We start from the raw sequence: 12,953 nt of genomic DNA, 5'->3' as shown, positions 1-12,953 counted from the left end.
TTCGCATCTATCACTGAATACTTGCAACCTGATACTTACTACTCATTTCTTGATACTCAATACTCGCTACTTGATACTTGATACTCATTTCTTGCTACTTGATACTCATTACTTGATACTTGATACTCATTACTTGATACTCAATACTCAATACTCGCTACTCAAAACCTAATCCCCCCCACAAAACATTTTTTCACCCCAACCATGAGAAAACCAAATTATGATTGTATATTTAAATAAGTTGACCCTCAGCATTTTAAGCAGTAACTAAGCTTAGCTTTGCAAATTGGCCATCTAAATTAACACGCATTCTTTTTAATTAACCAAATCTCTATTGTAATGACTTCTGTTACTGAACAAGGCTCTAAAAGAATATTATCTATCGATGTTCTTAGAGGATTAGTAATGCTTATTATGGCATTAGACCATACACGTGATTTCTTTCACATCGAAGCCATGACTGGCGACCCTCTAAACCCCGATACAACGACTGGAATGTTATATTTCACGCGGTTCATTACGCATTTTTGTGCGCCAACTTTTGTCTTTCTATCGGGCTTATCGGCTTATTTATCTGCACAAAATAAAACTCCAGCACAGGCCAGTAAGTTTTTATTTAAACGAGGCATCTGGCTTATTGTAGTAGAGATTGTACTCATTACCTTGGGCATAACCTTCAATCCATTTTACAATGCCATTGTTCTACAGGTGATTTGGGCAATCGGATTCAGCATGATTTTCTTAGCCTTATTCAGTAGAATTTCTTACAAAACTGTTTTAGTTACAGGTTTCCTATTGGTATTTGGACATAACCTATTTGATTTATTTCCAGCACCTAGCAATATCTATAGTGATGTATTACTAAAGGTATTTTTCACCGCTTCGGGTACCATATTTCCAATTGGAAAAGAACACATCATTGCCGATTTATATGCAGTACTGCCGTGGACAGGAATCATGTTTTTGGGTTATGGTGCTGGCAAATGGTTTAAAAGAGAATATGATGTTAAAAAGCGAAAAATCAATTTGTTAAACTTTGGTGCGGCTGCGCTTGTATTGTTCGTTGCACTCAGAATTGCTGGTGTTTACGGCGATCCTATTCCCCGAAAAGAATATCATGATGTGTTCAAAAATTTATTGTCTTTTTTCAATGTTAGCAAGTACCCTCCATCCTTGCAATACACCAGCTTAATCATTGGTGTTGGTTTAATACTGCTCGCGGTTTGCGAAAAATTTAAGAATAAATTATCAAAGGTTTTTGCTACATATGGAAGCGTGCCCTTCTTCTACTATGTAATTCATTTTTACCTTTTGCACAGCATTTTGGTTGTTGCTTTTTTTGCATCGGGCTACACCAAGAAAGATATCATCAACATGCCATTTATGTTTCGGCCAAACACATTCGGATTTGATTTGTGGGGCGTTTATCTCATTTGGATCGTTGTTATTTTGGCCTTATACTATCCTTGTAAATGGTTCAAAAAATATAAAGAAACACATTCGAAATGGTGGCTTAGTTATCTGTAAATCAAATAACTATAAAATTTAATTTGAAATTACATGGTAGGCGACTGTTCGTAAATCGTCCAGTATTGATCTTTGCTATTTGTTTTCTTCGCCAGAATGATATTGGAGTTGGTACTTCCTTTCTTATCTTCTGGAGTTAAATAAAGATCGGTTCCTTTTAATTTTATTAAGTAAGCCCTTTCAACTGGAATAAACTCATATTGTTGATTGGCATCGCCAAGCACTAGGGGTTGTTCTTCAAGATTAATCTTTGCATCAACCTCCTTCTTTGGCTGGAATGTTTTATTGGTAAAAAGATTTCTGAGTTGATAGGTATTTCCATCTATGTTTCTAAAATCCCAAGTCATACACTTCCAGTTTTGAGGGTCGTAAGCGACTAATGGTGTACCATTCTTGCCACTTGCATCTTTAACCCGCAAAAGCATTCCAGTTTGCACATTTTTAATGGCGAAATTTCCTTTGATAACCTGAGCTTGTACAAATCCGGCAAACCAAAACACCAAGCTTAAAATTAGGATTGATTTTTTCATAACCCAAATATAACCAATTTGTTAAATAAGGGTAATTCAAGTTAGGTCATTGTTACCAATACCTCTTTCGGAACCAAAAAGCAAGATTAACCAAAGCAATAAGCGCAGGTACCTCAACCAATGGTCCAATCACCCCTGCAAAAGCCTGACCAGAATTAATTCCAAAAACACCAATCGAAACCGCAATAGCAAGTTCAAAGTTGTTTCCGGTAGCGGTAAAGGCTATAGATGTACTTTTGGAGTAATCAGCACCAAAATACTTGCCAACAAAGAAGCTCACAACAAACATAATGGAAAAGTAAAACAGAAGCGGAATAGAAATTCTAAATACATCTAGTGGAATTTTCACCAAAGTTTCTCCTTTCAAGCTAAACATAATGATGATGGTAAAGAGCAAAGCGATTAATGTAAGCGGCGAGATGACGGTTATAAACTTCTGCTCGAACCATTCTTCGCTTTTAAGCTTAATCATCACCACTCTACTTACAAAACCCATCGCAAAGGGAATTCCCAAATAAATACCGACACTCTTGGCAATTTGCAAGATAGATATGTCTATTTCCAAACCTTTCAAGCCAAAATATGGAGGCAAAACAGTGATAAAAATATACGCGTAAACACTGTAAAGTAGAACCTGAAAAACACTATTTAAAGCAATCAAGCCAGCCGCATACTCTCTGTTGCCATCGGCAAGATCGTTCCAAACCACCACCATGGCAATACATCTGGCAAGACCGATTAAAATTAAACCAACCATGTATTCTGGATAGTCACCTAAAAAAATAATGGCAAGCAGAAACATCAATACCGGACCAGCTATCCAATTTAAAAGCAAAGAGGCAATCAAAATCTTAGAATCTTTAAAAACTTGTCCAAGATTTTCATATTTTACTTTAGCCAGTGGTGGGTACATCATGATAACTAAACCAATCGCCAAGGAGAAATTCGTTGTCCCATCAGAAAACGAGTTAATTAGATTAGATGAAGATGGGAAAAGGAAGCCAATCCCTAGGCCTAAAAACATGGCTAAGAAAATCCATAAGGTTAAATATCGATTTACAAAGCCTAACTTTTTTCTTCCAACAATTGGTGCACAATTACTTACTGACATTTGGATTGTCTAGATGTTTATGAACAAAATCTGATGTATATTGCTTAATCATCTCTCTAACCAAATCAAACTGAGCCATAATTTCTTCTTCTGTGCCGGTTGCTTTTGCAGGGTCGGGAAAATTATAGTGGAATTTTATTGCTTGGGTAGCAAAATATGGACAGTTTTCCTGCGCATGATCGCAAACGGTAATCATAAAATCAAAATCTACATCCGAGTATTCGCTAATGTTGTTGGACGTATGTTTTGAAATGTCTATTCCATCCCCTTTCATAGTCAAAATTGCTTTTGGATTTACGCCATGTGTTTCTATACCTGCGCTATAAATTTTAGCTCGATCGCCTGCAAAATGCCTTAAATAGCCTTCTGCAATTTGGCTTCTGCAACTATTGCCCGTGCAAAGCACTAATATATTTTTCATACCTTTCGTTCACAAATTAACAACAGCCGCCACCTGGCGTGCAACACGCACTTTCTGATGCGAGATTGACCAATTCAATCTTCTTCTTTTGTACCGGTTCAGTAGAGCAACAAGTTTCGCCTTCCAAATCAGGGCCACAACTCTCTCCTCTTCCTATAGCCTTGCATTGTGTAAAATCGGCCATAAGCTTTACAGTTAGGTTTTCATCCTCCAAATTAAATGCACTTGGATACATTTGGCGGGTATCGAAATCAGAATTGCCAAATTCGATTTTTACGATGGCATTTTCATCCAGGTTGATTTTAGACTCCCCAAGTTCATGATCGATAAGGCCTTACTCACTTCCATAGCTCTAACTTGGTTATCTTTCATCGGCTCCCAGAGTTGCACAATAATTTCTGTCCAACGGTTAACCTTTCCTCCACAATCAACTGAAGTGATTACCGATTCCTTAATTTCCGTAATGTGATAATTGGCGTTAACCCACTGATTTTCGGCGTATTGAAAATTAAGAATGTAATTAGGATGCTCCTGTAATTGTGCCTTGAAGCTATTCCATTTTAATGATTCTGTATTCATCATAATATTGCGATTTAACGATTGATTTGAGTAAAAATTTTAACAACAGTTATTTATTGGTTTGTAGGCATTAAACAAACCGCCGAGTTTATCTTGTATGGTTTTCCACGTGGTTGGATTAATGCAATAGCATACACTTACACCCTCTATTGTACCCTGGATAATCCCTGCATTTTTTAACTCTTTTAAATGCTGAGAAATAGTGGCTTGGGCTAAACCCAACTCATCAACCAAATCGCCACAAATGCAAGTATTGGCCACTAAAATGCGTTGTAAAATGGCAAGCCTAGCCGGATGCGCCATTGCCTTTAACCAAGCGGAAAGTTGGTTTTGTTCCTCTGAAAAAATTTCACTTCTTGTAACACCCATAATTATATCGCAATATTACGATTAACATTTTTAAAACTTCCAATTTTTCTGAATAAAATTTGCATTTCAGTACCTTTTAACTTGCCAACAGTAACTGAAGGTTCTATTACTCCCTAAAGTTTTATTTCCAAAATTTTAAACCTTTAGCATTTCCGGCCTGTTTAAAACTAAATTACAAAATTACCTATGGAAAAAATTAAAACAAAAGGTTACGGAGCAAGCGGATCCTTAATCGGAGGCAAAACCCTCGAGTTAATGGAATTCGATCGTAATGAACCTAAAGCAGATGAAATATTAATTGACGTATTATACTGTGGTGTTTGCCATTCAGATCTTCATCAAGTAAACAACGATTGGAAAAATACAGTTTATCCTTGTGTACCAGGGCATGAAATTATTGGTAAAGTTGTATCAACAGGTGCTGGTGTAAGTAAATTTAAAACAGGCGATTTGGTGGGTGTGGGCTGTATGATTGATTCTTGCAAGCATTGCGAACCTTGTTTAGACGGCGAAGAGCAGTTTTGTGAAGGACCAGTTGGCCAAACCATGACCTATAATGGGTATTGGAAACCTGATGGCTCTGGCTTCAATACTTTTGGGGGATACTCTACCAACATTGTTGCACAAGAGAAATTTGTGATGCGCATTCCAGAATCATTATCGCCATCGGCAGCAGCACCAATACTTTGTGCAGGCGTAACCACCTATTCACCTTTAAAACACTTTGGCGTTAAAGCTGGTCATAAAGTTGGTATTGTTGGCATAGGTGGTTTGGGCCACATGGGGGTTAAGATTGCCAAGGCAATGGGCGCAACCGTAACGGCGATCACAAGCAAAGTTTCAAAAAGAGAATCGGCATTGGCACTAGGGGCGGATGAAGTTTTAATATCAGAAGATCAGGATGCAATGAAAGCACATGCAGCAACATTCGATTTTCTACTGATTACCATACCTTATGCTTTTGATGTAAACGATTATATTCCGTTAATCAGAAGACGTGGTGCAATTGTTACGGTTGGATTACTCGGACCCTACAAAGCCCCAACCAACAATATGGAGGTGGCTAAATTCTGCTCTACCGTGGGCGGATCATTAATTGGTGGTACAGTTGAAACACAGGAAGTATTGGATTTCTGTGCAGAACATAACATCTCCCCTGATGTACAAATGATTGATATTAAAGATATTAACAAAGCATTAGATAAAATTAAGGATGAGGAAGTGAGGTTTAGATACGTCATCGATATGGCAACCTTGAAAAATTAAGCAAAATTATTTCTTAATTAAAAAAAGAAGCCTCGACATCCATCGAGGCTTCTTTGTACAATAAGTAAACCGCATAAGGATATAACTAAATATCTCAGTCTAAAGCTAGTGCCGTAATGTGAATTAGCGATTAACTTTCAATTAAAATTTAGTTTCGTTAAGCGTTGGATTTTGGCTTGCGTTTATCTGAAAAGTGGAAATTTTATCGTCATCGCCCACTTCAACAATTCTATAGCCTTTATAGGCCGTACCCCAATTGCCGCCAATGTGTGCATCAAAAAAATGAGGCAATTTGTTGGTGTAAAACACGGCATCTAAACTATGGTCATGTCCGTGAAAAACCGCTTTAACATTAGCATAACTATGCAGTAGGCTAATGGTATCTGCGCACTCCACAAACGGACTTTCGGGAACCCAAAAATGTGGGGGAATGTGCAAAACAACGAATACGGTTTGTAAAGATTTGAATTTCTCTAATTCGGTTTTTAAAAAGGCATTATCCGGGCAGAGGTATTTCCCGGTGGTATCAGAAGTATTTGCCAAAACAAAACCAACGCCATTTTTTTCAAAGGAGAAATTGTCTTCATACCCAAATACCGATTTCCAGATTTTAGCATCTGCATGATCGTGATTACCCGGAATAGCATAGAAAGGTACGTTTAACCGATCGTAGTATTCCTTTTTAACTTCTGATAATAATTCTGGTCGATCGTGAACCAAATCGCCGTTAATGATGACGAAATCTAGCGGATTTTTACTGTGCGATTCGTTTAACCACTTCACGATGTTTTCATGGTCTTTTTTAAAATCAGTGCCGGGTTGCCCGTAGTGTCCATCTGATGCAATTGCAAAACGCAGTTTGGGTTTTTGAGCGGAAATTTTGGTTTCATTCTGGACAGTTGATGCCAGCGCAGAAACCATCGGATTCAAACCTGCCAGAACTACCCCAGCCACACTGCTTTTAAGAAAAAATCGTCTGTTTGACATGTTTTTGTTTTGGGATTTATAAAATCAATACTAGGGGAACAATGTTAGCAGGTAGTTAACTTTAAATAACTTATCTGCTACATTTAAAGATAACTAAAAATGAATGGCATAAAAAAACCGCTGGCGATTAACCAGCGGCGTACAAAAATTGGGATGTGTAATTATTTTTTTGGGCTGGATGACATGTAAAATGTCAACTTACCACCATTTGTTAAATCAGAATGTTTTATGAAAGGGGTGTTAAGCACCTTTCCATTTAATAACACCTTAGCCACGTAAATGTTTTTATCACTTTGTTTTATGGCTTCAACGGTAAAGGTTTTTCCATTTTCCAAATTCAGAACGGCATTGTTTACAGATGGGCTACCCAAAGCATACACATCAGAACCTGGGGAAACTGGATAAAAGCCCAATGATGAAAACATATACCAGGCGCTCATTTGGCCACAATCATCATTCCCACCCAAACCATCAGGGGTTGGTTTATATTGCATATTTAAAATATGACGGATTTGCGCTTGTGTTTTCCAAGGCTGATCAGTCCAGTTATACAAGTAAGCAATGTGGTGTGCCGGCTCATTGCCATGCACGTAGCCGCCAATAATTCCTTCACGCGTAATGTCTTCCGTATGTGCGAAAAATTCGTCAGGCAAGTGCATAGTGAATAAAGTATCCAATCGCTTTGCGAATTTGGCTTTACCACCCATCATTTCAATTAATGCAGCAGGATCATGCGGAACGAAGAAACTGTAATTCCAGCTATTTCCCTCTATAAACCCTTGTCCTTCAGTATCTTTTGAATCAAATGCTTTTTTAAACGTTCCGTCGGCCAATTTCGGGCGCATAAAGCCTATTGATTTATCGTAATTGTTTTTCCAGTTTCCTGAACGTTTAATAAATTCATCATAAACATCCTTTCTGTTTAATTTCTTAGCCAATTGCGCTATCGCCCAATCATCATATGAATATTCCAGCGTGTTGGAAACCGAAACGCCACTTCTTTCGGCAGGAATGTAGCCCAAGTCCATGTAATAGCCAATCCCTTCATAATCTCGGTGCTTAGCCGTTGCCACACAAGCATCCAAAGCCTTATTAGGATCGCCATTGTAGGTGCCTTTGATAATGGCATCAGCAATTACCGAAACGCTATGATAACCACTCATACACCAATTATCATTTGCGTAATGTGACCAAATTGGAAGCATGTGTAAACTGCTTTGATCGTAATGCGCCATCATCGATTTAACCATATCGTTACTTCTGCTGGGCTGCATAATGTTGAAAAATGGATGCAGGGCACGGTATGTATCCCAAAGGGAAAAGGTGGTATAATTTGTAAATCCATCTGCCTTATGCACACCTTGGTCTAAACCTTTATACTCGCCATTCACATCAGTATAAGTAGTTGGATTGATGAATGCGTGATAAAGTGCTGTATAGAAGTTAATCTTATTATTGTTTGATGAACTGATTTGAATTTTATTCAGCTCCTTATTCCAAGTATCTTGTGCCTGTGCCTTTACTTTTTCAAAATCCCATCCCGAAATTTCAGTACGCATGTTTTGCAAAGCATTGTCTTGACTTACAGGAGATAAGGCAAATTTGATTTTAATTTTTTCACCCTTTTCAGTATCGAAATCGAAAAACATTTTCAACTTTTTACCCGCAATTTCTGGGAAGTTTTGATCTTGGTTAAACTTACCCCAGAAACCTCTGTACGCTTGTTTGGCATCGTAACTTTTTCGGCCATAACTTTTAAACGGCTTAGAAAAACTCATCGCAAAATAAACCGTACGGGTTCTGCCCCAGCCATTGGTTTGGCGATAACCAGTAAGTAAAGTATCATTTACCACGCGAACATAAGTCCAAACGGTTTTCTCATCATAGTTATAAATTCCAGCCATCAAGTCTAAAATGATGTGCGATTGATCTGATTTTTGGAAAGTGTATTGATGCATTCCAACTCGGGTGGTAGAAGTCAGTTCTGCCGTAATGTTTTCATCATCGAGCTTTACTTTGTAATAACCAGCCTCGGCCACTTCGTTTGCGTGCGAAAATGCAGAACGATAGCCCCCTTTAGGATTAGATGCGGTTCCTGGGTTTAATTGAAGCTTGCCTTGGGTGGGCATAATTAAAAAATCACCTAAGTCGGAGTGCCCTGTCCCACTAAAATGGGTATGACTAAAACCGGTGATTGTTTTGTCTTCATACTTATAACCTGCACAATATTTATAAACGTCGCCATTGTACTTGCCACCAACTTCATAAGATAAAGTATCGGTTTCGGGACTTAATTGCACGGCACCAAATGGAACGGTTGCACCGGGATAGGTATGTCCCATTTTTTCGGTACCAATGATTGGCTTAACATATTGCACCAAATTCTGCTGTGCTGATGCTGTGAGCGCAGAAAGCAACAAACATGGCAGGATAATTTTTTTAATCATATCAATCTAAAATTTAGCTTATTTTGTTTGAAATTCTAAGGTATTAATTTTTGTTCAAATCTGCGTATAAAGCAAAACTAAATCGTTTAATCAACAAAAAAAATACAAACAGCTTTTTACAAGTAACTGACTTGCTTTAAAAAATTTCAAGTAAATAAACCTTATTTTTGCAGCCATAAGTTTTAAAATGAGTAAACACGGAAGAATTCTGGTAGCCATGAGTGGCGGGGTTGATAGTTCAGTTGCAGCAGTGATGTTGCATGAGCAAGGTTATGAGGTTATTGGCTTAACCATGAAAACTTGGGATTATGCAACTTCCGGCGGAAGCAGTAAGGAAACGGGTTGTTGTTCTTTAGACAGCATCAACGATGCACGTACCCTAGCGGTGAATTACGGTTTCCCACATTACATTTTGGATATTCGCGATGAATTTGGAGATTATGTGATCGATAACTTCGTGGATGAATATTTAGCCGGTAGAACGCCAAATCCTTGTGTTTTATGCAATACTCACATCAAGTGGGAAGCCTTATTAAAACGTGCTAATAAATTGGATTGCGAATTTATAGCTACTGGACATTACGCAAATATTCGCCAACAAGATAGTGGCCGTTACGTAATTTCTAAAGGTAAAGACGAAAATAAAGATCAATCGTATGTACTGTGGGGTGTCTCGCAAGAAAACCTCTCGCGTACTAAATTTCCCTTAGGCAGTTTTGCCAAAGCTGATATTAGACAAATGGCGCTAGACATGGGGCAGGAAGAGTTGGCTAAAAAATCTGAGAGTTACGAAATTTGTTTCGTTCCTGATAACGATTACAGAGCTTTTTTAAAACACAAAGTAGAAGATTTAGAAGATCGAGTTGCTGGTGGAAATTTCATTCTAAGCAACGGGATGGTTGTGGGGCAACATAAAGGCTATCCGTTTTATACTATTGGCCAACGTAAAGGCTTAGGCATTGCCTTTGGCGAGCCGATGTTTGTTACGCAAATTTTACCAGAAAGCAATACCGTTGTTTTGGGCAAGGCTGATGAGCTTGAACGTAAAGAAGCCATGGTTAGAAACATCAACCTCGTTAAATATGCAAGCATAGAAGAGCCTATGAATGACGTGATTACGAAAATCCGTTATAAAGATGCCGGTATGTTGAGTACCATTGTACAAGAAAAAGATAGAATGCGTGTGGTGTTCGATCACAACGTATCTGCCATTGCCCCAGGGCAGTCGGCCGTTTTCTACGAAGGGAATGATTTACTTGGCGGTGGTTTCTTAGTTTAACAATGCACATTGCACTACCGTTTAATGGGTTACACAGAATAAAAATAAAAAATACCTTTATACATCTTGCCCTTAGGTGCCTTAGGTTTCTAAGGTGGTGGTAGATCATTTCAAGGCTAACCTCCCCTAAACATTTGCCACGGAAAGATACCTTTTTACACCTTTCCCTTAGGTGCCTTAGGTCTCTAAGGTGGTAAATCATTTCAAAGCTAACTTCGCTTAAACATTTGCCACGGAAAGATACCTTTTTACATTCTACGCTTAGTTGCCTGAGGTTTCTAAGGTGGTAAATCATTTCAAAGCTAACCTCGCTTAAACATTTGCCAGGGAAAGATTCCTTTCTACACTTGCCCTTAGGTGCCTTAGGTTTCTAAGGTGGTAAATCATTTCAAAGCAACCTCACTTAAACATTTGCCACGGAAAGATACCTTTCTACACTTGCCCTTAGGTTTCTAAGGTGGTAAATCATTTCAAAGCTAACTTCGCTTAAACATTTGCCACGGAAAGATACCTTTCTACACTTGCCCTTAGGTTTCTAAGGTGGTAGATATTTACAGAATTCTCCCACCAAACAAAAAAAGGGCTCAAGACTTAACGCCTTAAACCCTTCTATCTAAATATTTTAGTTAAAGATTTTTTACAATCGCTTCATCCAAAGGTTTTGTTTTTGAACGGAAACGGTGTACCAACTCTCCTTTTTCGTTGATTAAAAATTTCTCAAAGTTCCATTTAATATCACCTTGCTCCTCAGTACCCGGTTGGGTAGTTAAGTATTTAAACAATGGCGTAATATCGTCGCCTTTTACACTACTTTTCTCCGCCAATAAGAAGGTTACTTTATATTTACCTGTACAAAATTCTTTAATTTCAGTATTGGTAGAAAATTCTTGCCCACCGAAATTACCTTCAGGGAAACCGATTAAAACCACTTTATTTCCATACTGTTTGTGTAATTTCTCTAAATCTTCATATTGTGGAGTGTAACCACATTTAGAAGCGGTATTCACAATCAGAATTTTTTTACCCTTAAACTTTGATAGCTTTATTTCTTTACCATCAATTGTTTTAAAACTGAAATCGTAAACATTTTTTGGCGGGTTGCTTACCAAAAAATTTAATAGGATGAGGATAGTGTTTATCATTGCTGTTTTATTTTTATATACGAATATAGGTACAAATAGTTTTTCAGAATGTGGTTTGCATGTAAATTAATTGATAAGGACTGTGTAAATACTTATTTATCAGGATTAAACCTTACCTGTCAATCCTTGTCATAACAAAACCAAACGATAAATTATGAAAAATGCTCAACTCCTGCTGCTCCTCATTTCAATGTTATTTGTGGCTTGCAAAAAAAACAATACTGATCCTACACCTACCAATTCAGACGCCTTGTACTTCCCACCAAACAATGCTACCGAATGGGAAACAAAACCGATGTCAGCGCTCGGTTGGAAACAGGCTGCTGTTGACGACTTAAAGAAATTCCTGATTGATAAGAACACCAAATCCTTCATCATCTTGGTAAATGGTAGAATAGTGATGGAAGAATATTTCAACGGTCATACACAAGCTGATACATGGGCATGGAACAGTGCAGGCAAAACTTTGGTTTCGGCCGCTACGGGAATTGCCCAGCAAGAAGGCCTGTTGAACATCAATAATCCCGCATCCCAATATTTAGGGGCAGGCTGGACAAGTGAGCCAAGCGCCAAAGAAAATCTAATTACCGTTAGAAACTTACTAACCATGACATCTGGACTTGATGAAAGCAGCGAATTGGTGATTAAATCCAACCTCACGTATGTGGCTGATGCAGGAACCCGTTGGGCATATGCCAATGTTTTTCAAAAATTGATGGATGTGGTTGCAGCAGCGAGTAAGCAGCCTTACGAAACCTACTTTAATAGCAAAATAAAAAATAAATTAGGCATGGATGGCTTTTGGGATAACGGACTGATCTTCAAAATTTACAACAGCAACACGCGAAGCATGGCCAGATTCGGTTTATTGGCACTAAATAGTGGAAAATGGAATCAAGAGCAAATAATTAATGAATCTTTTTTTTCAGAAAGTATCAAATCCTCACAAAGTATCAATCCTTCATATGGTTACTTATGGTGGTTAAATGGCAAAAACAGTTATATGATTCCTGGGAGTCAAACCGTTTTTCAAGGCGCGCTGGTTCCGAGTGCACCAAGTGATATGTATGCGGCCATGGGTGCATCAGATCAAAGAATTTACGTTATACCAAGCAAGAAAATGGTGATTGTTAGGATGGGCAATGCTTCGGATCCGGCTAATCCATCGTTTGCAGTTTCAGGCTTTGATAATAGTTTGTGGCTAAAAATTAATGCCGTGATTAATTGAGGATAATTTAGAGATATTTCTTTATTTCCATTCCGAACCTTAGTATTTTTTAGTAAATAAATGGATA

At 38.0% G+C, this 12,953-nt stretch carries 11 protein-coding genes and 1 pseudogene; 4 read left to right on the top strand and 8 right to left on the bottom strand.

Annotated elements, in window-relative coordinates:
* Positions 1 to 339: 339 nt before the first annotated feature.
* On the top strand, positions 340 to 1,527 hold the full coding sequence (locus DHW03_RS02620; protein WP_109924183.1) for a DUF1624 domain-containing protein: 1,188 nt from the start codon (positions 340 to 342) through the stop codon (positions 1,525 to 1,527).
* A gap of 29 nt (positions 1,528 to 1,556) precedes the next feature.
* Here the strand turns inward: DHW03_RS02620 and DHW03_RS02615 are convergent, their stop codons facing one another.
* The 5 genes and pseudogenes from DHW03_RS02615 to DHW03_RS02595 all read right to left on the bottom strand — a co-directional run bounded on the left by DHW03_RS02615 (position 1,557) and on the right by DHW03_RS02595 (position 4,537).
* Entirely contained in the window at positions 1,557 to 2,057 is a 501-nt protein-coding gene (locus DHW03_RS02615) for an RICIN domain-containing protein (RefSeq protein WP_109924182.1), read from the bottom strand.
* 52 nt (positions 2,058 to 2,109) lie between these two features.
* Positions 2,110 to 3,168, bottom strand: a complete 1,059-nt coding sequence (arsB, locus tag DHW03_RS02610) for an ACR3 family arsenite efflux transporter (RefSeq protein ID WP_109924181.1) — start codon at positions 3,166 to 3,168, stop codon at positions 2,110 to 2,112.
* The gene (locus DHW03_RS02605; protein ID WP_109924180.1) at positions 3,155 to 3,589 is read right to left on the bottom strand and encodes an arsenate reductase ArsC; all 435 of its coding nucleotides are present in this window, start codon (positions 3,587 to 3,589) and stop codon (positions 3,155 to 3,157) included. The genes arsB and DHW03_RS02605 overlap by 14 nt, the downstream gene beginning before the upstream one ends.
* A 16-nt stretch (positions 3,590 to 3,605) precedes the next feature.
* Positions 3,606 to 4,168, bottom strand: a pseudogene (locus tag DHW03_RS02600) (DUF6428 family protein).
* 39 nt (positions 4,169 to 4,207) lie between these two features.
* A complete protein-coding gene (locus DHW03_RS02595; protein WP_109924179.1) occupies positions 4,208 to 4,537 on the bottom strand; it encodes an ArsR/SmtB family transcription factor in 330 nt (109 codons plus the stop codon).
* 186 nt (positions 4,538 to 4,723) lie between these two features.
* Between DHW03_RS02595 and DHW03_RS02590 the strand changes: the two genes are divergently transcribed.
* The gene (locus DHW03_RS02590; protein WP_109924178.1) at positions 4,724 to 5,803 is read left to right on the top strand and encodes an NAD(P)-dependent alcohol dehydrogenase; all 1,080 of its coding nucleotides are present in this window, start codon (positions 4,724 to 4,726) and stop codon (positions 5,801 to 5,803) included.
* Between the two features lie 141 nt (positions 5,804 to 5,944).
* Here the strand turns inward: DHW03_RS02590 and DHW03_RS02585 are convergent, their stop codons facing one another.
* Positions 5,945 to 6,790 carry a metallophosphoesterase family protein gene (locus DHW03_RS02585; protein ID WP_109924177.1) on the bottom strand — a complete coding sequence of 282 codons (846 nt, stop codon included), beginning with the start codon at positions 6,788 to 6,790 and terminating at the stop codon, positions 5,945 to 5,947.
* 161 nt (positions 6,791 to 6,951) lie between these two features.
* Positions 6,952 to 9,237, bottom strand: a complete 2,286-nt coding sequence (locus tag DHW03_RS02580; RefSeq protein ID WP_109924176.1) for a GH92 family glycosyl hydrolase — start codon at positions 9,235 to 9,237, stop codon at positions 6,952 to 6,954.
* A gap of 187 nt (positions 9,238 to 9,424) precedes the next feature.
* Between DHW03_RS02580 and mnmA the strand changes: the two genes are divergently transcribed.
* Positions 9,425 to 10,516 carry a tRNA 2-thiouridine(34) synthase MnmA gene (mnmA, locus tag DHW03_RS02575; RefSeq protein ID WP_109924175.1) on the top strand — a complete coding sequence of 364 codons (1,092 nt, stop codon included), beginning with the start codon at positions 9,425 to 9,427 and terminating at the stop codon, positions 10,514 to 10,516.
* A gap of 626 nt (positions 10,517 to 11,142) precedes the next feature.
* Here mnmA and DHW03_RS02570 read toward each other — a convergent pair.
* Complete coding sequence (locus DHW03_RS02570; protein WP_109924174.1) at positions 11,143 to 11,658, bottom strand: glutathione peroxidase; 516 nt, start codon at positions 11,656 to 11,658, stop codon at positions 11,143 to 11,145.
* A gap of 154 nt (positions 11,659 to 11,812) precedes the next feature.
* Between DHW03_RS02570 and DHW03_RS02565 the strand changes: the two genes are divergently transcribed.
* Complete coding sequence (locus DHW03_RS02565) at positions 11,813 to 12,886, top strand: serine hydrolase domain-containing protein (RefSeq protein ID WP_109924173.1); 1,074 nt, start codon at positions 11,813 to 11,815, stop codon at positions 12,884 to 12,886.
* Positions 12,887 to 12,953: the final 67 nt, after the last annotated feature.

This window comes from Pedobacter yonginensis, from assembly GCF_003173595.1.
Classification (GTDB): Bacteria; Bacteroidota; Bacteroidia; order Sphingobacteriales; family Sphingobacteriaceae; genus Pedobacter; species Pedobacter yonginense.
Note: the sequence above shows the minus strand (reverse complement) of the source record. Positions and strands in the feature narration are given on the sequence as shown.

Coding starts and splice junctions, on each gene's coding strand:
- DHW03_RS02590 (WP_109924178.1), top strand. CDS start 4,724: ATGGAAAAAATTAAAACAAAAGGTTACGGAGCAAGCGGATCCTTAATC.
- DHW03_RS02605 (WP_109924180.1), bottom strand. CDS start 3,589: ATGAAAAATATATTAGTGCTTTGCACGGGCAATAGTTGCAGAAGCCAA.
- arsB (WP_109924181.1), bottom strand. CDS start 3,168: ATGTCAGTAAGTAATTGTGCACCAATTGTTGGAAGAAAAAAGTTAGGC.
- DHW03_RS02565 (WP_109924173.1), top strand. CDS start 11,813: ATGAAAAATGCTCAACTCCTGCTGCTCCTCATTTCAATGTTATTTGTG.
- DHW03_RS02620 (WP_109924183.1), top strand. CDS start 340: ATGACTTCTGTTACTGAACAAGGCTCTAAAAGAATATTATCTATCGAT.
- mnmA (WP_109924175.1), top strand. CDS start 9,425: ATGAGTAAACACGGAAGAATTCTGGTAGCCATGAGTGGCGGGGTTGAT.
- DHW03_RS02585 (WP_109924177.1), bottom strand. CDS start 6,790: ATGTCAAACAGACGATTTTTTCTTAAAAGCAGTGTGGCTGGGGTAGTT.
- DHW03_RS02595 (WP_109924179.1), bottom strand. CDS start 4,537: ATGGGTGTTACAAGAAGTGAAATTTTTTCAGAGGAACAAAACCAACTT.
- DHW03_RS02570 (WP_109924174.1), bottom strand. CDS start 11,658: ATGATAAACACTATCCTCATCCTATTAAATTTTTTGGTAAGCAACCCG.
- DHW03_RS02580 (WP_109924176.1), bottom strand. CDS start 9,237: ATGATTAAAAAAATTATCCTGCCATGTTTGTTGCTTTCTGCGCTCACA.
- DHW03_RS02615 (WP_109924182.1), bottom strand. CDS start 2,057: ATGAAAAAATCAATCCTAATTTTAAGCTTGGTGTTTTGGTTTGCCGGA.